Origin of the sequence: Ochrobactrum sp. EDr1-4 (assembly GCF_049199085.1) — a bacterium.
Classification (GTDB): Bacteria; Pseudomonadota; Alphaproteobacteria; order Rhizobiales; family Rhizobiaceae; genus Brucella.
The window spans coordinates 556062-581391 of sequence record NZ_JBLZOF010000001.1 but is presented as its reverse complement, the minus strand read 5'-3'; the positions used below and the strand labels follow the sequence as shown (position 1 = coordinate 581391).

Sequence of the window (25330 nt, the reverse complement as noted above, 5' to 3'; positions counted from 1 at the left end):
AAATCACACTCCTTATTCGGCTGGCTGAACAGCTGCGCCAACCACAGGCTGCGCACCGCCCATTGGGGCTTCTTTGCGCAGATTGCCGCGAATGGTCTGATAGACGTTCCAGGCCATAACCAGTCCACCGGCGAGGTAGAGCACGCCGCCCAGCGTACGGATGACGTAGTAAGGGAACATGGCAGCTACGGTTTCGACGAACGAGTAAACGAGGAAGCCCTGGCTGTCGTATTCGCGCCACATCAGACCCTGCTGGATACCGGCAACCCACATGGCGGCGGCGTAAAGCACGATGCCGAGTGTCGCTAACCAGAAGTGCCAGTTGACCATACGGATCGAATAGAGACGTTCGCGGTTCCACAGCTTTGGTGTCAGGTAATAGACAGCCGCGAAGGTAATCATGCCGTTCCAGCCAAGAGCACCCGCATGAACGTGACCAATGGTCCAGTCGGTGTAGTGCGACAGCGAGTTAACCGCTTTGATCGACAGCATTGGACCTTCAAAGGTTGCCATGCCGTAGAAGGCGATCGCAGCAACCATCAGACGGATGATCGGATCGGTACGTACCTTGTCCCATGCACCTGAAAGCGTCATCAGACCGTTGATCATGCCACCCCAAGAAGGCATCCACAGCATGATCGAGAACACCATGCCAAGCGTCTGCGCCCAATCGGGAACAGCCGTGTAATGCAGGTGGTGAGGACCAGCCCAGATATAGAGGAAGATGATCGACCAGAAGTGCACGATCGATAGACGGTAGGAGTAAACCGGACGGTTCGCCTGCTTTGGTACGAAATAATACATCATGGCGAGGAACGGTACGGTCAGGAAGAACGCCACCGCGTTATGACCATACCACCACTGCGTCACAGCGTCCTGTACGCCTGCGAAAGCTGAATAGCTTTTCACGCCGAGGAATGAGACTGGGATCGCCAGATTGTTGATGATGTGCAACATCGCAATTGTGACGATGAATGACAGGTAGAACCAGTTTGCCACATAGATATGTGGCTCCTTGCGCCGCAAGACGGTGCCAAGGAACACGGCGAGATAGGCGACCCAGACAATGGTCAGCCAGATATCGACATACCATTCTGGTTCAGCATATTCGCGCGATTGCGTAATGCCGAGCAGGTAGCCTGTTGCAGCCATCACGATGAAGAGGTTGTAACCCCAGAACACGAACCATGCGAGATCGCCGCCGAACAGGCGTGCGCGACAGGTGCGCTGCACGACATAAAATGACGATGCGATCAAGATGTTGCCGCCAAATGCGAATACAACGCCCGATGTGTGCAATGGGCGCAGGCGACCGAAGTTGAGATAAGGCTCAAAGTTCAGATCAGGGAAAGCGAGCTGTGCTGCGATAAGCACGCCGACCAGAAACCCAACCACACCCCAAAACACGGTCGCGATAACGCCATAGCGGATCGGCCCGTCAATATAGGTCGACGTATCGACCTTTTTTGGCGTCAGGCTGTAATCAGCATTACGCATCAGCAGAATGGTGAAAATGGCGAGTACGGCGAACAGAATCCACATATGGGTTCTGAACAACTCATCATGAGAAAATCCGGCCAGAAGCACGGCAAAAAGTGCTCCCAGACCAGACAGGACTGTTCCAGCGGCGTAGTTCATGTAATCCCCTCGCAGCGCAAGTCAGAAACTGTCTTAATGAAGACAGCTATGTCGATAGCCCCTCTATCGACATTTCTCGGTTACGTGTCATTGATCTAAATCAAATAGCGCTTGTTTGGGATGCGACGAATTGGGAGTTTTGGGGGAGTGGGCCTGTCAGCTCTGGAGCGCCTAGCCGCTTATTCCGTAGCCTGGGCGGGGATAATGACAAGGGCGCGCAAGCCACCTTCCGGGCGATTGCGAAGTTGAACCTCGCCACCCATGCGTGTCGTGGCCATCTTGACGATAGCAAGGCCAAGGCCGCTGCCATTTTCACTTCTGTTGGCACCGCGATAAAAACGCTCGGTTACATGCGCCATATCTTGCGGCGGAATGCCGGGACCGTCATCCTCGACAGTGAAAACAACCTGATCACCCGTCTTTTCGAGGCTGCATCGCACCGAGCCGCCTTCAGGTGAATGGTTGACGGCATTCTCGATCAGGTTGCGCATGGCAAGCGTGAAAAGATGCGGATATTGCATTGTAACAAGCGGTAGATTGTTGGGCAGTTCAATTTTTACGCCACGATGCGCTGCAAGCATACGCATGTCAGTGGAGATCGAGACCAGCAGCTGACAGGCGGGTTCCGGTGCTGGTGGCTCCATTTCATCGCCCGTTTCAAGGGCGGCAAGATCCAGCAACTGATTGACGAGACGGCTGGTGCGATCAACACCCGCCGCAATCTGCCGGACTGCATTGATGCGCATGGCGTCGTCTTTGGCACCCTCCGCGATCTGTGCCTGTGTCTTGAGACCCGCAAGCGGGGTCTTGAGTTCATGTGCGGCGAAGATCGCAAAATTGCGCTCGCGTTCACGCGCTTCCTCAACGCGATGAAAGAGATCGTTCAACGCAGAGACCGCGGGAGTAATTTCCGACGGCAGATTGTCCTGTGGTAACGGCCGCAAATCCCGCGCATCGCGTTTCGATAAAGTGCGAGCGAGGTTGCTCAGCGGGTTAAGTCCGCGCCTGACATAGAGCCAGATTAGCAGAGCCAGAATTGGCAGCATCAACAGCGCTGGCAAAATCACGCCCGTCACCACATTTTGCACCAGTCGCTCACGCACTGATAGGCTGTCACCCACCATCACACGCAGCCCGAGCTTGGTGTTTTCCACCGCAAAGACCCGCCAGCGTTCACCTGCAACGAGGGTATCGGAAAAGCCGTTAGCAACATCGGTTAACCGCTCACCCGGAGCGCTTTCAGACCGCCCCACAAGCCTGCCGTCGATTGCCCAAATCTGGCAGAAAAGCTGGCGGTCATAATGAGGAAAATCATCCATCGGTTTAAATGAAAGCTGCCCGCCGTCACCATCGGGATTAACCTCAACACGCCGCTCGGTGAGCAACGAATTGACCATGCGCGCAGCTTCCATCAGGCGCGCATCCAGCACTTTTTCAAGTTTTGATTGGGTGCTGACATGTATCCAGATCACGGCGAAAAGCCAGACAAGACAAGTGATGCCGATCAATATGCCGGTGAGACGATTGCGGAGCGAATTCATGCCTGTGCTCCGCCGAGCCTGTAGCCGACACCGCGCACGGTTTCGATGAAGCCAGCGCCAAGCTTGGATCGCAAGTGATGGATATGCACCTCGACTGCGTTGCTTTCGACTTCTTCTTGCCAGCCATATAGCGCTTCTTCAAGCGATGACTTTGAAACAGTGGCGGTTGGGCGTTCCATCAATGCGCGCAATATTGAAAATTCACGACGTGTCAGGCGCAGCGGTTCGCCGTTGAATTGCACCGACATTTCGGCAGGATCAAGCTCCACGCCGCGCCATTCAAGGGTGCTGCTTGCGCGCCCGGTACCGCGCCGGGCAATGGCGCGCACACGCGCCGCCAATTCATGCAGATCGAATGGTTTGCCGACATAATCATCAGCCCCAGCATCTAGCCCTGCAATGCGCTCCGGCACCTGATCACGCGCGGTCAGCAACAGGACTGGCGTATCATCGCGGGCCTGTCGCATGGCTTTGAGAATGTCCAGACCAGAACCATCTGGCAGCATCAGATCAAGCACAACGGCATTATAGTTTTGCGCAGCAAGCGCGGCATCCGCATCGCCACAACTCGCCACCGCATCCACGGTAAAGCCAGCCAATCCCAGCCCCACGGATAGCCCGTCGAGCAGGATTGGATCGTCTTCAACCACCAGAATGCGCATGTTTTCCTGTTTCCGCCTTGTTTTATTCGTATGTGGCTTTTTGCTTCGCCAGCTTAAGGCTGCCTTAAGCTGGCAACAGCATTTGCTTTTTACAACCTAATTCATTTTCGAGAATCAGATTACCCAAATGCGTCTCTTCGCGATACTCGCCATCTTTGTTGTGGCCATTCTCTCACCAGCGCTGGCCGCAAATCCGCTGCCGGTGGATGATGCTTTTCGTCTAAGTGTTGTGAAGGATGGCGACAACCGGCTCCTTCTTAACTGGCAGATTTCCGATGGCTATTATCTTTATCGCGATCATATCGAAGCAAAAGATGCGAAAGGCGCAGCACTCACCGTTGATACGCAACCGGGTATCGCCAAGGATGACCCGAATTTCGGACGCCTCGAAGTCTATTACACACGTACGAGTGCAAGTGTTCCTGCAGGCAGTGAACCCATTCAGCTGACCTATCAGGGATGTCAGGAAGACGGCATTTGCTATCGGCCTGAAACCCGCACGATAGATCCCGTAACGCTCGCCGTCAGCTCTCAGATGGGGAAGGCGTTTACGAGCGGCTCGGTGTTCACCGCCGCATCAGCTCCAATAGCTGAGAGCAAAGCTTTCGCGCTCGCCCCCGAAAAAGGCATGATCGAAAATCTTCTCGATCAGGGCGGTTCGGCACTGGTGATTGCGGCTTTCCTTGCTTTCGGTGTGCTGCTGGCCTTTACGCCTTGCGTGTTTCCAATCTATCCGATCGTCGCGAGAACGCTGGCGCGGGAAGGTGAAAAACTGACGGCAAAACGCGGCTTTGTTCTTTCCAGCACCTATGTGGTGAGCCTCGCTTTGGGCTTTGCAGTCGTTGGTGCAATTGCAGGCTGGTCGGGCCAGAACCTACAAATGGTGCTGCAATCCAAATGGATGGCGCTGGCACTGGCTGGCATCTTCACATTGCTGGCTTTGTCGATGTTCGGCCTGTTCCAGCTTCAGCTCCCATCGTCATGGGTCAGTGCAATTTCCGCAAAAACCGGTCAGCGCACGGGATCTAAGCGCTCTGCTGCAATCCTCGGTTTCTCGTCTGTTTTGATTGTCGGGCCTTGCGTGACTGCGCCGCTGGCTGGCGCGCTGCTTTATATTGCGCAGACGGCTAATGTTGCACTTGGAGCCAGCGCGCTCTTCGCGCTTGGCATCGGCAAAGGTCTGCCACTGATTGCTTTTGCGACGCTGGGTGCGGGCACGCTTCCGCGTGCAGGCGCATGGATGGAAGCGGTCAAACAGGTGTTTGGCTTTGGTTTTCTTGCCACGGCCATTTTCATGGCTGCACCTTTGCTGCCATCAGGCGTGGATATGGTTCTGTGGGCTTTGCTGCTGTTTGGCGTGGCGTGCTTCGCATTTATGAAAGTCCCGCATCGCAACCTTGTTGCGCGCACGATTGGAGCGGCTGCGTTTGTCTATGGCGTTATTCTGATGGTGGGTGTTGCGTCTGGCGGTCGCGATCCGTTGCAACCGCTGACAGCATTAGCTAATCGAGATGTTAACCATAATTCAGCCGCGTTACGATTCGCGCCGGTTGAAACGGTTTCTGCCCTTCAGGAAAAGCTGGACGCGGCGCACGGCGATAAGCCGACGCTGGTCTATTTTACGGCAGACTGGTGTGTCAGTTGCTCCGCTGTGGAGCGGCGCGTCCTGCCGGATGCAGGCGTGAAGAAAGCGCTTGGCGGATATCAGCTTATCAAAGCCGATGTCTCGGACCTTAATGCGGGCAATGCCGATCTGATGGCAAAGCTCAGAGTGGCAGGTCCGCCGACCATGATTTTCTTCAACAATGCCAGTAAAGAACCTGAAGGTACACGATTGGTTGGCGATGTTTCGTCAGCAACGATTGAGCGTTCGGTGGGGCTTCTGAATGCCACGCAGAAGCAGGGCGGCGCTTTTAATTAGATACGGCTTGGGCAAAGTAGGGTTGGGGAAATTGACGACACATTATCAAAAAGAGAAGGCGGCACGCTCGCTGGCGCGGCTGGTTTTCATAGGCCTTCTGCCATTTGCAGTTGCTGCCTGCACCACGACACAAGACAGGCCTGTGGTTGTTAACATGCCCGAACCAGTGGTCATGGCGCCTGAGCCTGCGGCTGTTGCACCTCTCTTGCCGGAGCCGGAAGTTCAGACGGCAAGAAGCGAATATGAAGTGATGTATGGCGCTGTCACCGATGGTGGAAATCACATCGCAGCGCTGGATCTCAGTAAAATTGCTGAACGCAATTTGCGCAAGCAAGTGGATTATCAGACCAGCCACCCGGTCGGCACAATCATTGTCGATCCCTATACGCGCTATCTTTATCTCGTGCAGCCCGGTGGTAAGGCCATGCGTTATTCCGTTGGCGTGGGGCGTGCGGGCATGACATTCAGCGGTGACGCACAGGTTGCTTACAAAGCACAATGGCCACGCTGGACACCAACGCAAAACATGATCAAGCGCAACCCAGACCATTACGCAAAACATGCGAAAGGTCTGGAAGGCGGTATTCGCAACCCGCTTGGCGCGCGTGCGCTCTATCTTTATCGCGATGGCAAAGACACGCTTTATCGCATCCACGGCACCAACGAACCCTGGTCAATCGGCAAGGCTGCTTCGTCGGGCTGTATCCGTCTTTTCAATCAGGACATTCTCGATCTGCACAAGCGCGTTTCCGCTGGAAGCCGCGTTGTTGTCCTGAGCAAGTCTCAATCCGGTCAAGGAGAAAGCTAATGATGAACCGCCGCCAGATGCTCGCTACAACAGTAGCCGGAGCCGCGACACTTGCATTTTCTGGCGGCGCAAGCTTCGCCCAGCGCGCGCCGAGCGTCGCCGAAGTCCTTTATGACACGGAAATCCCGGTGCTTGGCAATCCGAAAGGCGATGTGACTATCGTTGAGTATTTCGATTATCAGTGTCCTTATTGCAAAAAGGGCCATGCAGAGCTGATGCGTGTTGTCGAGAAAGACGGCAATGTTCGGCTGGTGTTGAAAGACTGGATTATCTTTGGCGACAATTCTTCCTATCCGGCGCGTCTGGTGCTAGCGGCAGAAAAGTCGGAAAATTACGTCAAAGCTATGGAAGCCATGATGCTGACGCCGGGCCGTCTGACAAAGGATCAGACCGATGCGGCTTTGAAAAAAGCCGGCCTTGATCCGAAGAAGCTCGAAGCTGACTATAAGGCTGATGCAGCGCGGATCGACGGCATTCTTGAGCGCAACATGGAACAGGGCGAGGCTTTCAATTTCAGTGGTACACCGTCTTTTGTCATCGGTACGCGGCTTTATGGCGGTGTGATGAAAGAGCAAAACCTGATTGATGCAATCAAAGAGGCACGCAAGGCTTAACGCGGTCGTAAAATTTGAAAGCAAGCAGCGGAGTGTTGTTTCTCTTGTAAGCGAATAGCTTTCCTTCATAGTAGGAAGGGAAACGGACATGAACCTGATGACATTGACCCACAGCACAGATGACAACCGCTGGAGACAAGTGCTTGCGCGGGACAAGGCATCGGACGGTGAGTTTGTCTATGCCGTCCGCACGACGGGCATTTATTGTCGCCCGTCATGTCCTTCGCGACGTGCAAAACGCGAAAATGTCCAGTTCTTTGCTGCTTGCGACGATGCGGAACACGCAGGTTTTCGTCCCTGCATGCGCTGCAAACCGCATGTTGATGCAACGCTTGAGACACAAAACACTGCGCGTTATGCCGATATGGTTTCGCTTGCTTGTCGTTTCATCGAAAATGCTGAAGAAGTCCCGTCGCTTGAAGACATTGCACGGGCCGCTGGCGCAAGTCCTGCACATTTCCATCGCATTTTCAAAAGCTTTACCGGCCTCACGCCCAAAGCCTATGCCGATGCGCATCGCGCCGACAAAATGCGTGCCGTGCTTAAAGAGACCAGTCGTGTGACCGATGCAATCTATGAGGCAGGCTATAATTCTTCCAGCCGTTTCTATGAAGCCTCAGACAAGATACTCGGTATGAAACCAAAAGCTTTCAAGTCTGGCGGCGAAAGCGAAACTATCCGCTTTGCGATTGGTCAATCTGCGCTGGGTGCAGTGCTGGTGGCGGAAAGTGGCAAGGGTGTTTGCGCTATTCTGATGAGCGATGATCCGCAGGAATTGATTGACGATCTGGAGAAGCGCTTCCCCAAAGCAAAGCTTGTCGGTGCAGATCGCGATTTCGAGGATCATATCGCGCAGGTGATCGGATTTGTCGAAAACCCCGGTATCGGTTTTCATCTGCCGCTCGATTTAAGAGGTACAGCTTTTCAGCAGCGCGTCTGGCAAGCCTTACGTGAAATCCCATTGGGTAAAACGGTGAGTTATAGCGAGCTTGCTGAGACAATTGGTCTGCCAAAATCGGCGCGCGCGGTCGCTCAAGCCTGCGGTGCGAACAAGATCGCTGTTGCTGTTCCGTGTCATCGCGTGGTGCGTCATGACGGCGGAATTTCCGGCTATCGCTGGGGTGTGGAACGCAAGCGCCAATTGCTGAAAAAAGAACGCCAGTCATGAAAGAGAAACTGGCTTCTTACGACTGGCAGAAAATTGCAGATGAGCTGGATCAGTTCGGTGCTGCAACACTGGAGCAGCTCTATTCTCAAGACCAATGCAGTGAGATTAGCGGCCTTTATAACGCTTCCGATGCGTTTCGTTCGACGATTTCCATGGCGAGGCACGGATTTGGGCGCGGCGAGTACAAATATTTCGCCTATCCACTCCCAAAGATCATCAGTGAATCCCGCAAGGAATTGTATGGACAGTTAAGCCCAATAGCTAATCGCTGGAGTGAACGTCTCGGAAGCGGAGTGGAATACCCCGAGAATCATGAGGAGTATCTCGCGAGGTGTCATGCTGCCCGGCAAACGCGTCCGACGCCTCTCATCCTGCAATATGTGGCGGGTGATTATAACTGCCTGCATCAAGATATTTATGGCGATCTTGCTTTCCCACTTCAGGTAGCTGTGCTGTTGTCGCAGCCGGGGGAAGATTTTACGGGTGGGGAATTTGTGCTCACAGAGCAGCGTCCACGTATGCAAAGTAGGGCGGAAGTCGTTCCTTTAGGGCAGGGAGATGCTGTGATTTTTGCAGTAAACGACAGGCCGGTCCGCGGCACGCGTGGCGATTACAGAGTTAAAATGCGGCACGGCGTTAGTCGTTTGCGTTCAGGCAAACGTCATACGCTGGGCATTATATTTCATGATGCACAATAAGGGGTTGCAACGTTTTTGCGGATGGCTTTTGATCGCGATACGAGATCAAAGGAGTCGAAAATGAGCGTGACCATCTACGGTATTAAGGCCTGTGACACGATGAAGAAGGCCCGTAGCTGGCTTGAGGATCATGGCATTGAATACAGCTTTCACGACTATAAGAAAGAAGGTCTGGACGCTGCAACAATCGACCGTTTTCTCAAGGACATAGAGTGGGAAAAGCTGCTCAATCGTGCGGGCACAACCTTCCGGAAGCTGCCCGAAGAAGAGCGCCAGAATGTCGATGCTGCCAAAGCGCGTGCCCTGATGCTGGCGCAACCTTCCATGGTCAAACGTCCTGTTCTCGATAAGGACGGCAAGTTGACGGTCGGTTTTAAGCCGGATCAGTACGAAGATTTTTTTAAGGCTTAACTATCTGAAAGCCTGCCATAAATTGTATCTCTGAATATGACGGATAACAGGGCAGGCCATTCATGCATCAGCGACTTAACAGAGTTTTTCAACAATGGTCGGTGAGTTGGCGCGATGCGCTGATCGCCTCCATTGGTGGTGCGGTTGCATGGCTTATCTGCCAGTGGATGCTCGGCCAGCCGCGTCCTGTTTTTGCGATGGTGACGGCCGTTATTTGCCTTGCACCGAACCTGCCCAATCACGGAAAACAGGCGATTGGCGTCATCGCCGGTGTGACCACCGGCGTGATTGTCGGTGAGTTGTCTCTCTTCGTGCCGGATACCATTATGGTCTTGCATATGAGCGTTGCTACCTGCGTCGCCATGGTGATTGCAACGACTTTTGGTCTGGCCCCTGCCATCGCTATTCAATCGGGCGTTTCGGCTATTCTTGTGTTGGCCATGGGGCCGCAAGTTGCTGGAATGACACGGCTTATCGATGTTCTGGTGGGTGCGGGTGTCGGGCTGTTGTTCAGCCAAATATTGCTAACACCTGACCCGGTCAGACTGATTGATCGCGCCGTTCGCGGGCTGGTCGATAATATCCTGAAGGGTCTCAAGCAGTCGGCAATAGCGCTCGAAAAACGTGATGTTGTGCATGCGCAAAGCGCAATCAATCAGTTCACGCAGGCGCAACGCGCGGTCAATGCGCTGGGCGACGGCATAGCATTGGCTCGTTCCAATGCGCGCTGGTCATTGCGTGGGCGGCTTGTCGCGCGCGAAGTCAGCGAAATGGCAGGCCGCTATGATCGCCGAGGCATTCGTCTCTACGCATCAGCACTGCTGTTTGGCGAAGCGCTTGGCAATGCGCTGCGCAAGAAAGAAGCTCAGCCGCCAGAATGGATTGCGCAATCATTGCAAGCAGTTATCCATAATTGTAATCTCGAAGAAGGAGAGGTGCCAGAGCGTTTGTTACCTGTGCCACAAGACATTGATTTCAGCTGGCGCGATACGGCTTTTCGCTTGCAATCGGTCAATGAAACGTTGTTGCACTTCCTGCATTCAGCCCAACCGGACAGCGTGCCAGTGCGCGCTCGAGCATAATCCGACCTTCGTTCAACGAGGATCGATAAGATTATGCTTAAAGTAAAAGGAGTTAGAGCGCCGATCTGGTTCAGCGCTCGAATGCCGGAAAGTTGAACTGAATTTCCGTGATTGATCCGATCAGAAAAATTCAATTGTATGCTGACAAACGAAGCGTATTTTCCGCGCCATGAATAACACACTCCCCCAGACGTACCCGCATACATCTGCCCTTCGCTATGCCCTTGGCGGCTTTTTCGCCATGATTGCGGTGATGGGCATTGGACGTTTCATCTATACGCCGATTTTGCCCGGCATGATGGTAGATGTAGGCTTCAATGCTGCTGATGCGGGCTTTATCGCTTCGGCCAATTATGTGGGGTATTTGCTAGGCGCGATTGTCGCTGGCTATGGCTGGTCGGCAGGAATTGAACGCGCAAGTGTGCTGACGGGCCTGATCATTAGCGCTATCCTTTGTGCGCTCATGGCGATGGTCGATGGGGTCTGGCTTTTCTCATTCATTCGCTTTGCCGCAGGATTTATCAGCGCTGTAACGATGATTTTAGCCACTGCAATCGTGTTAAGCCACATTACGGCGGCGGAAAAGGCAGAGTTGTCGGCGCTTCATTTTGGCGGCGTGGGCGCTGGTATCGCGCTGTCTGCGATTATGGTCGCAGCTGTCCGTTTCCTTGGCTTCGATTGGCGCGCTGACTGGATTGGCGCAGCCATTTTAAGTGCAGTGCTCGCTGCTTGCGTGGTCTTTTTGGTCAAAGAAGGCCCGATTGGCGGCAATAACGGTAAGCGTGAGCCCGCGCTGCCGAATAGCTTTGCTTTCAATGCAATAGCTCTTGCCTATGGCATTTTTGGCTTTGGCTATGTGATTACTGCAACTTTTATCATCGCGATTGTCCGCGCCAATGAGGGCGGCGGATTGATGGAGGCAGGCGTGTGGGTGCTGACGGGTCTTTGTGCGGCACCATCGATCTGGTTGTGGTCTCCCGCAATCCGCAAATTTGGTTTGTTTACAGCCTTTGCTATCACGGCGCTAATTGAGGCGGTCGGTGTGGCTGCAAGTGTGCTGCTTTCGCCACCATGGGGTCCACTGATTGGTGGCGCACTGTTGGGCATCACCTTTATGGCGCTGACCGCATTTGGCCTTCAGGCAGCAAGAATGCTCGCACCGCAATCACCAAAACGTGCTCTTGCCCGCATGACGGTCTGTTTCAGTATCGGTCAGATTGTTGGACCATTGGTAGCGGGCTTTATGGCTCAGCATTTTGGCTCGTTTACGCTTCCCAGCCTTGTTGCAGCCTTTGCACTGGTTGTAACAGCCGTGATCGGTCTTGCGGCCGGTAGAGCTGCCAAGTGACGGTAAACCTTACAATTATTTAACTGGCAAATATGAGGGAGCAGGAGTTAATTGACGCTAATTTAGTATTTCTGGATTTGCGTCAATGTTCGTCTCCTTCTTCCCGCGCCCCAAGCTGTTTTTTTCTTCCGTGTTGTTCTGGAGCATTCTGGCTGTGCTGGGATGGTATCAGGGCGGTGTCAATCTTGGTCGATTAATCGGTTTAACACCTGCTGCCGCCGACGCTGCACCGATCATTGGCGCGAGCGTTTTTTGGTCTGCGCCATTTTTGTGGTTCTATATATATTTTGCCGTCGTCGTTCTGGCGTTTTACGCTTTCTGGTCTTGGTTTGAGCCGCATCGCTGGCAACGTTGGTCAGTTCTGGGGTCGGCACTCATTCTCTTTGCCACTTATTTTAGCGTGCAAGTCAGCGTGGCCGTCAACGCCTGGTATGGTCCGTTCTACGACATGGTGCAGAATGCACTGGCTAAGCCAGGCGCTGTTCAGGCGGTCGATTTCTACTGGAGCATGCTGGATTTTGCCGGAATTGCATTTATCGGTGTGACGATCAGCGTGTTGAGCGCATTTTTCATTAGCCATTATATCTTCCGCTGGCGCACGGCGATGAATGATTTTTACATGGCGCATTGGCCAAAACTGCGTTCGGTTGAAGGCGCGGCGCAGCGTGTGCAGGAAGACACAATGCGATTTTCGACTACACTTGAGCAGCTTGGGGTTAATCTCATCAAGGCGATCATGACGCTGATTGCGTTTCTTCCCGTGCTGTTTTCATTCTCCGACAAGGTGAGCGAGTTGCCGATTATCGGTCTGGTACCGCATGCATTAGTCTGGGCGGCAATCGTTTGGGCACTGTTTGGAACAGGCTTTTTGGCACTGGTGGGTATCAAATTGCCGGGGCTGGAATTCAACAATCAGCGTGTGGAAGCCGCTTACCGTAAAGAACTGGTCTATGGGGAAGATTTTGCTGATCGCGCGCATCCCTTGACCATGGGGGAACTGTTTTCCAATGTTCGCCAGAACTATTTTCGGCTTTACTTCCATTACGTGTATTTCAATGTCGCCCGTATCTTCTATCTACAAGCCGACAATATCTTCCCGACGCTTATTTTGGTGCCGTCAATCGTTGCAGGCAAGCTAACACTGGGTCTGATGAACCAGATCCTCAATGTGTTTGATCAGGTGCGTGGATCATTCCAGTATCTGGTCAATTCATGGACGACGATTATCGAACTTCTATCGATTTATAAGCGTCTGCGTGGCTTTGAAGCCGTGATCTATAATGAGCCTCTGCCGACACTGGATCAGGAAAACCTCGGTCTCACATCATAATGCCTGTGAATGGCTCTCGGGCGCATTGCCGCCCGGAGCACCGATGCTGTTGAGATAATCATTATAAGTGGTGCATTTGACATCTGGCTTTTTGCAGACCTCTGAAACAAGCCGCTCCATTGCACGCCAGTAAGCGCCGTCATTCATCAGCACAAAATGGAAACCAAGCTGAAGCGGAATGCGTTCACCATCATATTGTTTGTCAAAGGCTGCACGGAACGCTTTATAGGTACGATCCTCAAACTGTGCGGCCTGTGCTGGCGCTTCCTTGCCTTTGGAGTGGCGCACATAGAGGTTGTAATCCATACCAACGATAAGTCTCTGTGATGGGCCTTCGGGAATGAGCGGCAGGCCGAAGGAAGCAAATGCACCATCAAGCTTTGGCACCTCTGGCCCACGCGTGATCGATGACGCCTGATAGCGGAACCCTTCCGACTTCAGCGCATCTTGTACCGGCTTTGATGCCGCAAGGTAGGGTGCGCGAAAGCCATTGATGCCGTTTCGCGCCAGTTCCTGCCAGCCATCCGGTTCGCCTTCAATGCCGTTATTCTTGTAAGCATCGGCAGTAATACGGCGAAATTCTTTGATTTCCTTGTCCCAATCGGCGGTTGACCAGTCGGTTCCGTCAAAATGGCCGCAGCCATGGCTGGCGATCTCATTGCCCTCAAGATGCGCTTGCCAGATGTTGTCGAGGCGGGTCACAACTTCATCATGGCTTAAAGCAAAGCCGACATTGGACGCACCGGCGCGCTTATGCGGCGGCTGGTAATCGCGGCGGTTTTTCTTTTCCATCAGAAAAACGCAGGACAGAAAATAGGTGAAATGCGCATTGTTGTTTTTCGCCAGTTCCCGCGAGCGGGTCCACAGCCTGTTGTCATGTGCGCCATCAAACGAAATCAGCACATATTGCGGCTTGGACGTTTCCGCCTGAACCGGATTTGTGACAAAGGCAAGTGACGCTGAAAGGGCGACAATGGAAGAAAGAACACGCATGGGATAATGAACGCCAGTATGGGGGAAAGGTTGCTTCGTACTGGTTGAATAAGGCAAAGCTCGGACACAAATACAGATTGTTCGGGTAAGGTGCAGCTTATTTCGCTCTCGGGTCTTACATCTCAAGCGAATTCCGATTAAAAGCGCCAGAACATACAAATTAAGATCAACGGTTTTAAGAGCGCGGCTTATACATATTGCGCTCCACTCAGAGTGGCAGGTCCATGGCAGACGACAGTTTCATCCGCGAGGTAAACGAGGAACTCCGTTCGGAACGGGCGAAGCAGGTTTGGAAAAACTTCGGTCCCATCGTTATCGGTGCGGCTGTTGCTATCGTCATCGGTACAGCTGGCTGGGTTGGCTATCAGCACTGGGCTGATGGTAAGGCAAACGCGGCTGGTGACAAGTTCCTCGCAGCGCTTGATCTCGCCGCAGCCGGAAAGAACGATGAGGCAATTGCGGCGCTCGATGATCTGGAAAAGACCGGCTACGGTTCTTATCCGGTGCTGGCGCGTCTGCGTTCGGCTTCGGTTCTTGCCGCTAAGGGCGACGCGACTGCAGCTGTTGCAGCCTTTGATGCGGTTGCTGCCGATAATGCAATTCCAGCGCCGATGCGTGACATAGCGCGCCTGCGTGCAGCCTATTTGCTGGTTGATTCCGGTTCTTATGATGATGTCGCAAAGCGCGTTGAAACGCTTTCGGCAGACGGCAATCCAATGCGTTCCAGCGCGCGCGAGACACTTGGTCTTGCAGCATGGAAGGCGGAACGTTTCGATGATGCTGCCAAGCTTTATCAGCAGATTGCCAATGATACACTGGCCCCGGCGAATATCCGCCAGCGCGCCAACACAATGCTTGATCTCATGCGCGGCGCTGGCATCACTGTGCCAGAAGCTCAGGGCTGAGCTACACTAATTTCGGAGTAATACGAACCTATGGGTTTCACTCTCGCCATCGTCGGGCGTCCCAATGTCGGCAAGTCCACACTGTTTAATCGCCTCGTCGGCCGTAAGCTGGCGCTGGTCGATGACTTGCCGGGCGTTACGCGCGACCGGCGCATCCATGATGCAAAGCTCTATGATCTGAAGTTTCAGGTGATCGATACGGCTGGTCTGGAAGATGCTGCCAATGACAGTCTCGAAGCGCGTATGCGTGCACAGACAGAAGCAGCCATTCAGGAAGCCGATGCGATCCTGTTTGTGGTCGATGCCAAGGCTGGTATCACACCAACCGATGCAACCTTTGCTGAACTTGTCCGCCGCTCGAACCGTCCGGTTGTGCTGGTGGCCAACAAATCAGAGGCACGCGGCGCGCAATCGGGTCTTTATGATGCGTTCCAGCTTGGTCTCGGTGAGCCTTGCGCAGTTTCCGCTGAACATGGTCAGGGCATGCCTGATCTGCGTGACGCGATTGTCGAGCTTTTGGGCGAAGAGCGCGTCTTTGCGGATGAACGTGAACAAGAAGAAGCCGATGAGGTCTTCACACCGAAGGCTGTTGGTGAGCTGATCGGCGACGACATCGAAGATCCGGATGAAGAAGAAATTCCGGCTTACGACACGACCAAGCCGTTGCGCATTGCCATTGTTGGACGTCCGAATGCGGGCAAGTCCACGATGATCAATACGATGCTCGGCGAAGACCGTCTCCTGACTGGTCCGGAAGCTGGCATCACACGCGATTCGATTTCCGTTGATTGGGAATGGCGTGGCCGCAAAATCAAGCTCTATGATACTGCTGGTCTGCGCCGCAAATCCCGCGTTCAGGAAAAGCTTGAAAAGCTTTCGGTTGCCGATGGCCTGCGGGCTATTCGCTTTGCGGAAGTTGTGATCATCGTTCTTGATGCGACGATCCCGTTTGAAAAACAGGATTTGCAGATTGCCGATCTGATTATCCGCGAAGGCCGTGCGCCGATCATCGCGTTTAACAAGTGGGATCTGATCGAAGATCGTCAGGCAGTTCTGGCTGATCTTCATGAAAAGACTGCGCGCCTGCTGCCGCAAGTTCGTGGACTTCGTGCTGTGCCAATTTCTGGTGAGCGCGGTCAGGGCCTCGACAAGCTGATGGAAAATCTTGTTGCGACACATGAGATCTGGAACCGCCGTATCTCGACGGGCCGTCTCAATCGCTGGCTTGCTGGGGTGATTGCGCATCAGCCACCACCGGCTGTTTCGGGTCGCCGCCTGAAGGTGAAATATATGACGCAGGTGAAGACCCGTCCTCCGGGCTTCGTCGTCAATTGTTCGCGCCCTGATGCGATGCCGCAATCTTATGTGCGCTATCTGGTCAATGGTCTGCGTGAAACGTTCGACATGCCGGGCGTGCCGATTCGATTGTCGCTAACGACATCGGAAAATCCGTTTGCGGGTCGCGCAAAGAAGAAGAGATAAACAAAAGCCCGGTCGCTAGACCGGGCTTTTTTGTTAGCTGGGCTTGCGGGTGCTAAGCCCTGCGGAAGCAATCCCCAGAACGCATATGATTGCAATTCCAAGCGATACGTTGCTCGCGGCGTTAAGCGCGGTGCCATCGCCTGCGCTCATCAAAGTCCCGGCAAGTGCTGATGTGATTGAAAAAGCAATGAGCTGCGTGGTTGTGATTGCCGCTGCCGCTTTGCCGCCCTCAGCCGGATCGTTAGTGCTGCTCATAGCGGCAACGCCAAGCAGCGGCCATGAAATACCAATGCCGACACCGGCAACACCGAGCGCTATCGTCCACAATAGAATTGTCGGTGTCGATGCCTTATCGATAAGGAGGAGGCTAAAGGCAATCAAGCCAACTGCCAGCAACAATGGTCCGAGTCGAATGGCACGGCGGCGGGTTGTTTCTGAAGTGATCGATACTGCAAAGAGCTGTGCAATTACCCATGCGAGTGACAGAACCGCGCCCAATAGTCCGGCAAGCAGCGGGCTAAGACCTGCGAGTTGCTGACTGAACAAGGGGATGAAATTCTCAAGCATGACGCCAGCACTTAATGCCGCAACAGTGAGATAAGTCCATTTGAGCGAATTGCCTGGCAGGTAGGTTATGCGCGGCAGGATCGTGTTTGTGGCACTGCGTTCAATCAAAACGAAGACGATCAGCAGCATAACTCCAATGCCGATTGCAATCAGCGTCGGTAGACCGATTGGCAGAACAGAGCTGATGCTGATAGCAATAATTGCAAGCAGTAGCGGGATAAGTGAAGCAAAAGGTATTGGCGCGCGATAGCCGCTTGTCTTTGCCTGTTTGAAGGAACCACGGGCAATGACGGCCAGCAGAAGTGCGGTTACTGCCAGTGCAGCATAGGCCCATCGCCACAAACCAAACTCTGCAAACATGCCGCCCAGTGAAGGGCCGAACAGCGTGCCAAGCCCCCACATTGCGGAAACAACACCTGTCGCACGCGCCCAGAGCTTCTCAGGCAGGGCAGATCGGATCACCGCATAGCCGAGACCGGCCAAAAGACCGCCGCCCAACCCTTGAACAACTCGGGCCACTATCAGCAATTCCATTGTCGGGCTGATCGCAGCGCCCACGGCTCCAAGAGTAAATATTGTGAAGGCGATGACATAGGCCGAAGCTGCACCTTTCCAGTCGAGCACGCGGCTGACGAAAAGCGATGCAACAATGGCTGCAATGACGAAGGCTGTTGTAACCCAAGCATAAAACTGTTGCCCGCCAATATCCATCACGATGGAAGGCATCAGTGCTGCCGTGAAATAAAGGTTCATTGCATAGAGCAGAATGCCGCCCGCCATAACAGAAACAACGGCGAGGTGCTGGCCTGAAAAGAGATCGGCCCAGCTGGCCGAAGGCGCGTCGAGGCCACCGGCCTCGGGTGAGAGTCCAGTCATTGTAGTTCTCCATAGTGTAAAGCTTGAGTTAGTTTGTGGTGCGCGTGCGGCCAGACAAAAATAGCACCAGCAACGACACGATGAGCACGATCAGAGGTGAAATAGCGTGATCATATTCGGTGTGAAAAAGCGTTGTGAGACTTGCCGCGCCCATCACCAAAGCGCCAATTGCAGCACCGGTTTTCCGCGTGGGTGGGTTGATCAACAAAGCTGCGGCTGCCAGTTCAAGCGTGGCGGTTATATAATGAAACCAGTCCGGATAGCTCCAGCGTGCATAAGAAGCCGCATTCTGGGGTGAGAGCAAAAAATTGCCATAAGCGCCAAAGACAAAAAATGCGGACAGCGAGAAAGCAAGGCCAGTGGCGAAGACGGAGCGGAAAGTCATGATGCGAATTCTCAGATTATGCACGACAAAACCCATCACCCGAAATGAGATTTCCGGGCGTGACATTTCGTCTGGACTTCTGTTTTAGATGGTTCTGCCGAGACAGAATGCTATATTCGAGTGGTTACTCTATTTATGTTCGATCTAGTGTCAAGCATAATTAGAGTTAATAATCTATTTATGGAGATTTGAATGGTTCGCACCGTCAATCCGGAAAAACACGAAGAGAAGCGGCTGGAGATTCTGGAAGCTGCCCATCGCTGTTTTCTGCGCGAAGGATTGCAGGGCGCGTCCATTGCAAAAATCTGTAAGGAGGCGGAAATCAGCCCCGGCCATCTCTACCACTATTTCTCAAGCAAGGAGGAAATCGTGGAGCAGATGGCAGAGGAATATTTGAGTAAGCTGCATGGAGATTTTGCAAGCCACCCGGAGGGGCAGGACACTGCCACCGTGTTGTTATCAGAGCTCTGGGGCATGAGCGGTTGGGGTGAGGTTGATCATTGCCGCATTCTGTTTGAGCTTCTATCAGAAGCCGGACGAAGCGAGCGCGTGAAGGAAATTCTGCGTAACAACACAGCCAGTATTCGCAAAATGCTGGCCGATACATTGAAAGCAGGACAGGCGCGCGGCGAAGTCGATCCATCGCTGGATGTTGGCCATACGAGTGCGATGCTGATTGCGGTGCTGGATGCCGCTCCTATGCTGCCTTTGATGGTGCCGGATGCGAATTTTGAGGAAAGCCGCAAGCTGCTGACCACGATGATCACGCGTTTCTTGCGGCCACAATAATCTCACGAATCAAGGGTGCAATTGAGCACCCTTGATCGCTTTGTCGATGTCTTTCTTGGGGCCATAAAGCGCCAGCCCGACCAGATCGGGCGTATCGGCATTATCCGCGCGGAAAACTTCGCGATTGGCCGCATCGTGTCCGGTTGTAAACATTGCCCGTACATAGGCGGCGCGGGTCAGGTCGCGTTGCAGGGACTGTTGCCATGCGCGCTGGAGAATGTCGAGGTTAGCCGAAAAGATAACCATTGGCTGACCGAGCAGACGTGCGTGTACCCGGCCATTTGCATCGACATATGGTTCGCCCATCGCATCCGGAACCGCACCGGCAATGCCTGACGCAAGAAAAGCGGTAACATTAAGTTTTTGCCACATCTGTAAATCGCTCTGTACGAGAATGGCGACTTTTGTATCGAAAATCATGATCCGTTCCTCATTAAAAAAGAGCGGATACCGCGACTAGCGCGCCAAATCTGGAACGTTTGTGCGTCCTCGGCGATATTGTGCGGGTGTCAGCCCATAGGTGCGCCGAAACCATCGCCCCATATGGCTTTGATCGGCAAAGCCACTGAGCATTGCGGCTTGCGCGGGTGTTTCCTGTTCACGCAAGAGACGGCGTGCCGCAGCAAGGCGCAACTGCACCAGACACGCATGTAGCGAAGTACCATAGCGGCGTCGAAAACTGCGCGAAAGTGAGAAACGATCAGTCGCTCCGACGGCCTCGATTAACTGATCAAGCCCGATATCTTCTTCAAAGTGCGCGCGGAGATACTCCATCGCCCGCTCGGAGATTTCTTTTGAGATCAGGCGGGCTTTAGGTGCGTCCCGACCCAGATGGTTACACAGCAATGCGATGATCTCGTCGCGTCCTTCTTCGATAGAAAGACGCGGCGCAGCATCAAGTATCAGACTTGAAGTTCTGGCGATTGCACCGGCCAGACGCGGGTCGTCGGTCACTGTGCTGCGAAAGCCAATCGCAGCATCACTGCCGCCCATCTCCTGTTTGAGAAGCGATTGCGGCAAATAAAGCATGGAATAGGTAAAGCCATCATCCCGGATTGCTTGTCCGTCATGTAACTCGCCCGGCTCAATCAGCATGATCTTGCCGGTGGTGCTTTGGCGTCTTTGTCCGCGACAGAAAAAATCCTGAACGCCTTGAGGGGTCACACCGACCAGCCATTCATCATGAAAATGCATGTCATAGGCATGGCTATGAAACCGCGCGCCAACAGCTTCAAGCCCAGTCGCTTGATCGCGGCGGAGTTGAAATATATCCCGTGTCTTATCCAAAAACACCACCTTCATCGGCATCGACAGTAATCGACAACGACACATGGCGTGGGCGGGTGAGGGCAAACAGAACCGATTCGACAATATCGCGGCTGGTGGCAGCTTCGCCTTTTTGTCGCTGGGCTGAGGCTTCCCAGTTGTCTTCCAGTGGAGAAGCGTCTTCCAGATAAGGCGGATGCACCACGATGGAACGAACCGGCGTTCCGGCAAGCTTTTGCCGTAAACCGTCCGCCAGTGCCGCCTGCGCACGCTTTGCCGCATAAAATGGGATCGAGACTGTCTGCAATGGCGCGTTCGGCAAGCCACTGATTGAGCCGATGGTGACAATATCCGGTTGAGATGAAGTATTCAGAAGCGGCAACAGTCCCTGCGTGAACAGGAATGTGCCGGTGACCGCTGCATTAATCACGCCCGCAACTTCCGCTTCGGAATAGTCTTCCTGTCTGTCTTCAAGCCACATCGCACCATTATTGACGAGAATGTCGATTGCGGAATGCTTCGCCTTGATGGTTTCGACAACACGCGCAACACTTGCGGTATCCGCCAGATCCACCTGAACTGTTTCGACCTTCTGTCCGGTCTGTTCCGCAATACTCTGTGCTGTGGCTTCAAGTGCGCCCACGCTGCGTCCGCAAAGCACCACATCGCATCCGGCTTCAGCGAGCGAAAAAGCAAGAGCAGCTCCCAGACCACGCGCTGCACCGGTTATAACTGCGGTTGTGTTTTCAAAGCGGGACATGGGATGTTCCTTTAAATCATGAGTTATGCGAATTCTGATTGTCTCTTATTCAAGTTTCTTGCCTTGAGAAACTCTAATCGGTCTGCTACTCCGCCGCCTCCTGAAATTCCCCAATACCAGAGGCAGATTATGACGATAGTGAGCGAGAGCCAGTTCAGCGGTGTCACGATGGGCATCGATTTTGGCACGACAAACACTGTCCTGTCGCTGGCTTCCCCCGATGGTTCGACGGCAGTGCTGAGCGTGCCGAAAGATGGCGTTGATGTCACCGGCTATCGCTCGATTCTCTGCTTCTGGCAGGATCGCGAAACCGGCGAACGCATCTCGGAAAGCGGTCCATGGGCAATGGATGCCTTTGTGAATGCCCCGCATTCAACGCGTATGCTGCAATCGTTTAAGACATTTGCAGCCCAGAAATCTTTCACCGATACGCCGGTGTTCGGCAAGCGCTTCAAGTTTGAAGATATTCTTGAGACATTCCTTCAATCGGTCGCAGCACGTCTTGGTGATCGACTGCCGCCAAAGGGCAATCGTGTTGTCATTGGGCGTCCGGTTATCTTTGCGGGTGCCACGCCCGATGAAGCGCTCGCAATGGAACGCTATGAAAAGGCATTTCGCGCCTTTGGCTTCACCGATATTCATTATGTCTATGAGCCAGTGGCTGCCGCTTATTTCTATGCGCAGGAACTGAAAAGCGAATCGACCGTTCTGGTGGCCGATTTTGGCGGCGGTACGAGCGACTTTTCGATTGTACGCTTTGAGGTTGGCGCAGATGGCTTGAGCTTCACACCGCTTAGCCAGACGGGTCTCGGCATCGCAGGCGATACTTTCGATTATCGTATCATCGACAATGCCGTGTCGCCGCTGCTTGGCAAGAATGGCGAATATAAATCCTTCGGCAAGCGACTACCGATCCCGCGCCATTACTATGCGAACTTCGCACGCTGGAACACGCTGTTCCTGATGAACTCACCAGCCACCATTCGGGCGCTGACTGATCTTGCCAAGAATGCTGTTGACCCGGAGCCGCTGGAGCATTTTATCAATCTGATCGAGAATGATTACGGCTATGAGGTTTATCGTGCCGTATCAAATCTCAAGGTGCGCCTATCATCGGAACGCATATCCGAGCTGCATTTCAAGGCGGATGATTTCGAGATTCGCTCGGAGGTTACACGTAACGACTTCGACAATTGGATTGCCGATGACGTGGCCAATATTGAACGCTCGGTCGAGCAGGCGGTTGAAAATGCCGGACTGACATTTGATGGCATCGACCGCGTGTTCCTGACGGGCGGCACGTCTTTTGTACCGGCCATTCGTACCGCGTTCGAAAAGCGTTTCCCTGACGCGATGGTCACAAGCTCTAACCAGTTTGATTCCATTGCCAATGGTCTGGCACTGATTGGTCAGAGCGCGGACATTGAACGCTGGGCGGTTAAAGCCGCTTAAGGTATAATGGTAATGGGGGTGCCATTTGGCACCTTCGACCAGATTTCGCGCATTTCAGCATTGGTCACACCAATGCAGCCATCGGTCCAGTCCCAGAGATGATGCAGAGGCGCAAGCAGGCCCCAGCCATTTGGCAGGCCATGGATCATGATATTGCCGCCGGGTTCGTACCCTGCGGCATCGGCGGCATTCTGGTCGTCCGTATTTGGATAGGAAACATGCAGGCTCAGATGTGCCATTGAGCGTGGATTGCGCCAGTCGATGACATAACTGCCTTCCGGCGTTTTCTGATCACCCTCGCGTGCCTTGTGCCCGCCATCGCCATTGCCGCCGAGCGTAATGCGATAGGTGCCGATGACCTCATCGCCGCGCAGCAGCGTCATGCGGCGCTCACCCTTATAGACTTTGATACTATCTGCTTGCTGTTCAGCAGGCGCTGCCTGCGGTGGCTCGCCAGAGCCAATCCGCGCCATGACTTTGGTATAGCCGAACAGAGCAACCGCGATAACGACGACGGTGAAAAGCACTTTTTTGATCATATCGCCTGCTTATTTCTGCTCTGAGGCCTGTTGAAGGCAGTCTGTAATACTTGATTCACATACCGGCGTCCGGGCGCGGCTCTCTGGGGTGTCGCGCCAATGCTTATAGGTGATCCAGAATTCGACATCCTTATAGGCATAGGTTTTGGCTTTCTTCCCATTGCGGCTTTTATTAAGAGCCTCCGGTGTGATCACCATATGCTGCGCAAGCCGTTTGAACACCCACGGCTTGTCGCCCTTTTTATGCTCGAACACTTCCAGATGATAATAAGGATCACTGTGTGCTGCGTCAGGTTGTTGATGAACCACCGCCCAGCGTGTGAGCTTCGGCGTGTCCCTTAAAATGAGCGTGTGTGGGACGTTTTCAGCGTAAAGATTTGACGAGGTGAAAGGGACGAGCATCAACCCTGCCGCCAGTGCTTTAATGATCTTTATGCTAAACATTATAAATACCCTAAAAATTTTATCTGCTTCATTGGGTGTCGCCTTTATACATTAGCTATTGTGACGGCTAAAAAAGCAAACAAAAACAAACCTCCTGAAACGATGTTAATTCAAAATTAATCAATATTTTCAAAGGGTAAACAAAATACCGTTAACGTTCCATCAAGGTTAATAAGCCATTATCGCACATAGTTAAGTAATCGTTGCGAGTGGAGTTTGCGGTGCGTTTTGGTTCCATACGAGCGCTGTTTGGCCGGTCAAAGGCCGCTGCCGAACCGGTATGGCACTATCCGGTGAAGGGCTATTGCCCTGAGGATGGTCGCTATTACGCCGTTCGCGCCAAGCCGCGTCATGTCGTGCGCAAACCCCATCGTCTGGTGCCGCTTGTGCTGGCTGCCATCACTTATCTCTTCAATTCCAATGCAATTGCTTTTCAGGATATGGCGAGCTTAGTGCCAGCCGCAGATATTGCCGGTCATCGCTGGACAGCTTTTGTTGCAAAAGCACCGGTTGGTTCGCTGCATCAGGCGGAAATGCCTTTTGTCGATGCGACGACTGTAACAGGCAGCATTTCAGCGACGGGCATAGAAGTTCCGGGCATTGGACGTGTTGCGCTTTCAGGTGGCCAGAAGACTGCCAAGCTAGGCGTCGATGATCCCAATCCGGACGAGAATCGCATCAATCGCGCTGATAAGACGGGTCGTCTTGTCTCTGTAAAGCCGAAAGCGCCAGCGCGGTCGTTTAATGCCGGTAGCATGTTTGAGAAAATCAGCATGATCACGGCACCGCGCGAAAAGATCGATGCGCGCATGGCTTTCTCCAAGTCCAGTGTTGAGGGCAAGGAGGTTGCAATCGCGATGGCGTTTCATGCGGTCAAACCGCCCAAACCCAAGCCCGACATGCCGGTGCAATTGGCAAAACTCATCAACAATGATCAGCCCGACGTTCTCGCGTTGGGCTATGCGCCGTCTAAGCCCGATTACGGCAAAACATCTCCCTTTGAGAGCATCCTGACACCGGAAGCTGACAGCGGCCGTTTTGTGCCACCTATCAGCGATCAGGACCACGCCTGGGCAGCGACGCCGCTACCGGCAGAATCATTTGGCACCAAAGAGCAGAAGTGCCTTGCTGAAGCAGTCTACTATGAAGCGCGCGGCGAAAACGTCAAAGGGCAGGTGGCTGTCGCACAGGTCGTTCTGAACCGTGTACGCAACCCGGCCTATCCGGGCACGATTTGCGGCGTTGTCTATCAGAACCAGAATTGGCTTAATGCGTGCCAGTTTTCCTTTGCCTGTGACGGTCAGAAGCATCGCGTCACCGAGATGCCGCAATGGCGTCTGGCGCAGCAGGTTGCAAAGACCGTGACCGATGGCCGGATATGGTTGCCAGAAGTCGGTTCTTCCACCCATTATCACGCAACCTATGTCAGCCCGTTCTGGGCGCCGACCATGAAGAAGATGACAAAGATCGGTCTGCATGTGTTTTACCGTACCTATGGCGGCGGCTGGAGCTGATAAGGCTTTGAGTCAATGTGATCACTTTCAGACACATTTATTTGTCCGAAACCGCGCTTGAAACGCGTGCACAATGATGAATCTATGTGCCGACCTTCGCCCAATTCGATTCCAATTTTTGGGCCGAAATGCTGACT

The 25330-nt window shown here is 53.5% G+C and carries 25 protein-coding genes; 14 read left to right on the top strand and 11 right to left on the bottom strand.

Features of this window, described 5'->3' with window-relative positions; all coding sequences use genetic code 11:
* Nucleotides 1–12: 12 nt before the first annotated feature.
* From ccoN to ACOZHT_RS02975, 3 genes are all read right to left on the bottom strand, one after another.
* Nucleotides 13–1638, bottom strand: a complete 1626-nt coding sequence (ccoN, locus tag ACOZHT_RS02985) for a cytochrome-c oxidase, cbb3-type subunit I (RefSeq protein WP_339513537.1) — start codon at nucleotides 1636–1638, stop codon at nucleotides 13–15.
* A gap of 179 nt (nucleotides 1639–1817) precedes the next feature.
* Nucleotides 1818–3179 carry an ATP-binding protein gene (locus ACOZHT_RS02980; RefSeq protein WP_339513535.1) on the bottom strand — a complete coding sequence of 454 codons (1362 nt, stop codon included), beginning with the start codon at nucleotides 3177–3179 and terminating at the stop codon, nucleotides 1818–1820.
* Nucleotides 3176–3841: a response regulator transcription factor gene (locus tag ACOZHT_RS02975; protein ID WP_339513533.1), complete on the bottom strand. Its 666-nt coding sequence runs from the start codon at nucleotides 3839–3841 to the stop codon at nucleotides 3176–3178. Before ACOZHT_RS02975 ends, ACOZHT_RS02980 begins: the two co-directional genes overlap by 4 nt.
* A gap of 127 nt (nucleotides 3842–3968) precedes the next feature.
* On the opposite strand from ACOZHT_RS02975, the gene dsbD reads away from it, so the two are divergent.
* From dsbD to sbmA, 9 genes are all read left to right on the top strand, one after another.
* The gene (gene dsbD, locus ACOZHT_RS02970) at nucleotides 3969–5762 is read left to right on the top strand and encodes a protein-disulfide reductase DsbD (RefSeq protein ID WP_339513531.1); all 1794 of its coding nucleotides are present in this window, start codon (nucleotides 3969–3971) and stop codon (nucleotides 5760–5762) included.
* A gap of 31 nt (nucleotides 5763–5793) precedes the next feature.
* Nucleotides 5794–6570, top strand: a complete 777-nt coding sequence (locus ACOZHT_RS02965; RefSeq protein WP_339513529.1) for a L,D-transpeptidase — start codon at nucleotides 5794–5796, stop codon at nucleotides 6568–6570.
* Nucleotides 6570–7184, top strand: a complete 615-nt coding sequence (locus tag ACOZHT_RS02960; protein WP_339513527.1) for a DsbA family protein — start codon at nucleotides 6570–6572, stop codon at nucleotides 7182–7184. Before ACOZHT_RS02965 ends, ACOZHT_RS02960 begins: the two co-directional genes overlap by 1 nt.
* 88 nt (nucleotides 7185–7272) lie before the next feature.
* A complete protein-coding gene (ada, locus tag ACOZHT_RS02955; protein ID WP_339513525.1) occupies nucleotides 7273–8352 on the top strand; it encodes a bifunctional DNA-binding transcriptional regulator/O6-methylguanine-DNA methyltransferase Ada in 1080 nt (359 codons plus the stop codon).
* A complete protein-coding gene (locus tag ACOZHT_RS02950; RefSeq protein ID WP_339513523.1) occupies nucleotides 8349–9050 on the top strand; it encodes a 2OG-Fe(II) oxygenase in 702 nt (233 codons plus the stop codon). The genes ada and ACOZHT_RS02950 overlap by 4 nt, the downstream gene beginning before the upstream one ends.
* Nucleotides 9051–9110: 60 nt before the next feature.
* Nucleotides 9111–9461 carry an ArsC family reductase gene (locus tag ACOZHT_RS02945; RefSeq protein WP_250040141.1) on the top strand — a complete coding sequence of 117 codons (351 nt, stop codon included), beginning with the start codon at nucleotides 9111–9113 and terminating at the stop codon, nucleotides 9459–9461.
* A 62-nt stretch (nucleotides 9462–9523) separates the two neighbouring features.
* Nucleotides 9524–10543, top strand: a complete 1020-nt coding sequence (locus tag ACOZHT_RS02940) for an FUSC family protein (RefSeq protein ID WP_339513521.1) — start codon at nucleotides 9524–9526, stop codon at nucleotides 10541–10543.
* A 169-nt stretch (nucleotides 10544–10712) separates the two neighbouring features.
* A complete protein-coding gene (locus ACOZHT_RS02935) occupies nucleotides 10713–11891 on the top strand; it encodes a YbfB/YjiJ family MFS transporter (RefSeq protein ID WP_339513519.1) in 1179 nt (392 codons plus the stop codon).
* Between the two features lie 85 nt (nucleotides 11892–11976).
* Nucleotides 11977–13221 carry a peptide antibiotic transporter SbmA gene (gene sbmA / locus ACOZHT_RS02930; RefSeq protein ID WP_339513517.1) on the top strand — a complete coding sequence of 415 codons (1245 nt, stop codon included), beginning with the start codon at nucleotides 11977–11979 and terminating at the stop codon, nucleotides 13219–13221.
* Here the strand turns inward: sbmA and ACOZHT_RS02925 are convergent.
* The gene (locus tag ACOZHT_RS02925; protein WP_339513515.1) at nucleotides 13216–14214 is read right to left on the bottom strand and encodes a polysaccharide deacetylase; all 999 of its coding nucleotides are present in this window, start codon (nucleotides 14212–14214) and stop codon (nucleotides 13216–13218) included. The two genes, sbmA and ACOZHT_RS02925, sit on opposite strands and share 6 nt — an antisense overlap.
* Before the next feature lie 224 nt (nucleotides 14215–14438).
* Here ACOZHT_RS02925 and ACOZHT_RS02920 point away from each other — a divergent pair, with 224 nt between their 5' ends.
* Together ACOZHT_RS02920 and der are read left to right on the top strand one after the other, a co-directional pair.
* Nucleotides 14439–15119 (top strand): tetratricopeptide repeat protein, encoded by a 681-nt coding sequence (locus ACOZHT_RS02920; RefSeq protein WP_310010860.1) that lies wholly within the window; start codon nucleotides 14439–14441, stop codon nucleotides 15117–15119.
* Between the two features lie 30 nt (nucleotides 15120–15149).
* Entirely contained in the window at nucleotides 15150–16601 is a 1452-nt protein-coding gene (gene der, locus ACOZHT_RS02915) for a ribosome biogenesis GTPase Der (protein WP_339513512.1), read from the top strand.
* A 33-nt stretch (nucleotides 16602–16634) separates the two neighbouring features.
* Here the strand turns inward: der and ACOZHT_RS02910 are convergent, their stop codons facing one another.
* Nucleotides 16635–18044, bottom strand: coding sequence for an MFS transporter (locus ACOZHT_RS02910; protein ID WP_339513510.1), 1410 nt, complete (start codon nucleotides 18042–18044; stop codon nucleotides 16635–16637).
* Nucleotides 18045–18072: 28 nt separating this feature from the next.
* Entirely contained in the window at nucleotides 18073–18495 is a 423-nt protein-coding gene (locus ACOZHT_RS02905) for a DoxX family protein (protein ID WP_339513508.1), read from the bottom strand.
* A gap of 126 nt (nucleotides 18496–18621) precedes the next feature.
* Here ACOZHT_RS02905 and ACOZHT_RS02900 point away from each other — a divergent pair, with 126 nt between their 5' ends.
* A complete protein-coding gene (locus tag ACOZHT_RS02900) occupies nucleotides 18622–19218 on the top strand; it encodes a TetR/AcrR family transcriptional regulator (RefSeq protein ID WP_339513506.1) in 597 nt (198 codons plus the stop codon).
* A 9-nt stretch (nucleotides 19219–19227) separates the two neighbouring features.
* On the opposite strand, the gene ACOZHT_RS02895 is transcribed toward ACOZHT_RS02900, so the two are convergent.
* Genes ACOZHT_RS02895 through ACOZHT_RS02885 form a run of 3 tightly spaced genes read right to left on the bottom strand, consistent with a single transcriptional unit; the run spans nucleotide 19228 to nucleotide 21244 of the window.
* A complete protein-coding gene (locus ACOZHT_RS02895) occupies nucleotides 19228–19638 on the bottom strand; it encodes a DUF2000 domain-containing protein (protein WP_339513505.1) in 411 nt (136 codons plus the stop codon).
* 36 nt (nucleotides 19639–19674) lie between these two features.
* Nucleotides 19675–20505, bottom strand: coding sequence for an AraC family ligand binding domain-containing protein (locus ACOZHT_RS02890; RefSeq protein ID WP_421565316.1), 831 nt, complete (start codon nucleotides 20503–20505; stop codon nucleotides 19675–19677).
* Entirely contained in the window at nucleotides 20498–21244 is a 747-nt protein-coding gene (locus tag ACOZHT_RS02885; protein ID WP_339513503.1) for an SDR family oxidoreductase, read from the bottom strand. Before ACOZHT_RS02885 ends, ACOZHT_RS02890 begins: the two co-directional genes overlap by 8 nt.
* A gap of 129 nt (nucleotides 21245–21373) precedes the next feature.
* On the opposite strand from ACOZHT_RS02885, the gene ACOZHT_RS02880 reads away from it, so the two are divergent.
* Nucleotides 21374–22696, top strand: coding sequence for an Hsp70 family protein (locus ACOZHT_RS02880; protein ID WP_339513501.1), 1323 nt, complete (start codon nucleotides 21374–21376; stop codon nucleotides 22694–22696).
* Here the strand turns inward: ACOZHT_RS02880 and ACOZHT_RS02875 are convergent.
* Nucleotides 22693–23235 carry a L,D-transpeptidase family protein gene (locus ACOZHT_RS02875; protein WP_339513499.1) on the bottom strand — a complete coding sequence of 181 codons (543 nt, stop codon included), beginning with the start codon at nucleotides 23233–23235 and terminating at the stop codon, nucleotides 22693–22695. The two genes, ACOZHT_RS02880 and ACOZHT_RS02875, sit on opposite strands and share 4 nt — an antisense overlap.
* Before the next feature lie 9 nt (nucleotides 23236–23244).
* Entirely contained in the window at nucleotides 23245–23679 is a 435-nt protein-coding gene (locus ACOZHT_RS02870) for a DUF5086 family protein (protein WP_339513498.1), read from the bottom strand.
* Between the two features lie 221 nt (nucleotides 23680–23900).
* Between ACOZHT_RS02870 and ACOZHT_RS02865 the strand changes: the two genes are divergently transcribed.
* A complete protein-coding gene (locus ACOZHT_RS02865) occupies nucleotides 23901–25193 on the top strand; it encodes a cell wall hydrolase (protein ID WP_339513497.1) in 1293 nt (430 codons plus the stop codon).
* Nucleotides 25194–25330: the final 137 nt, after the last annotated feature.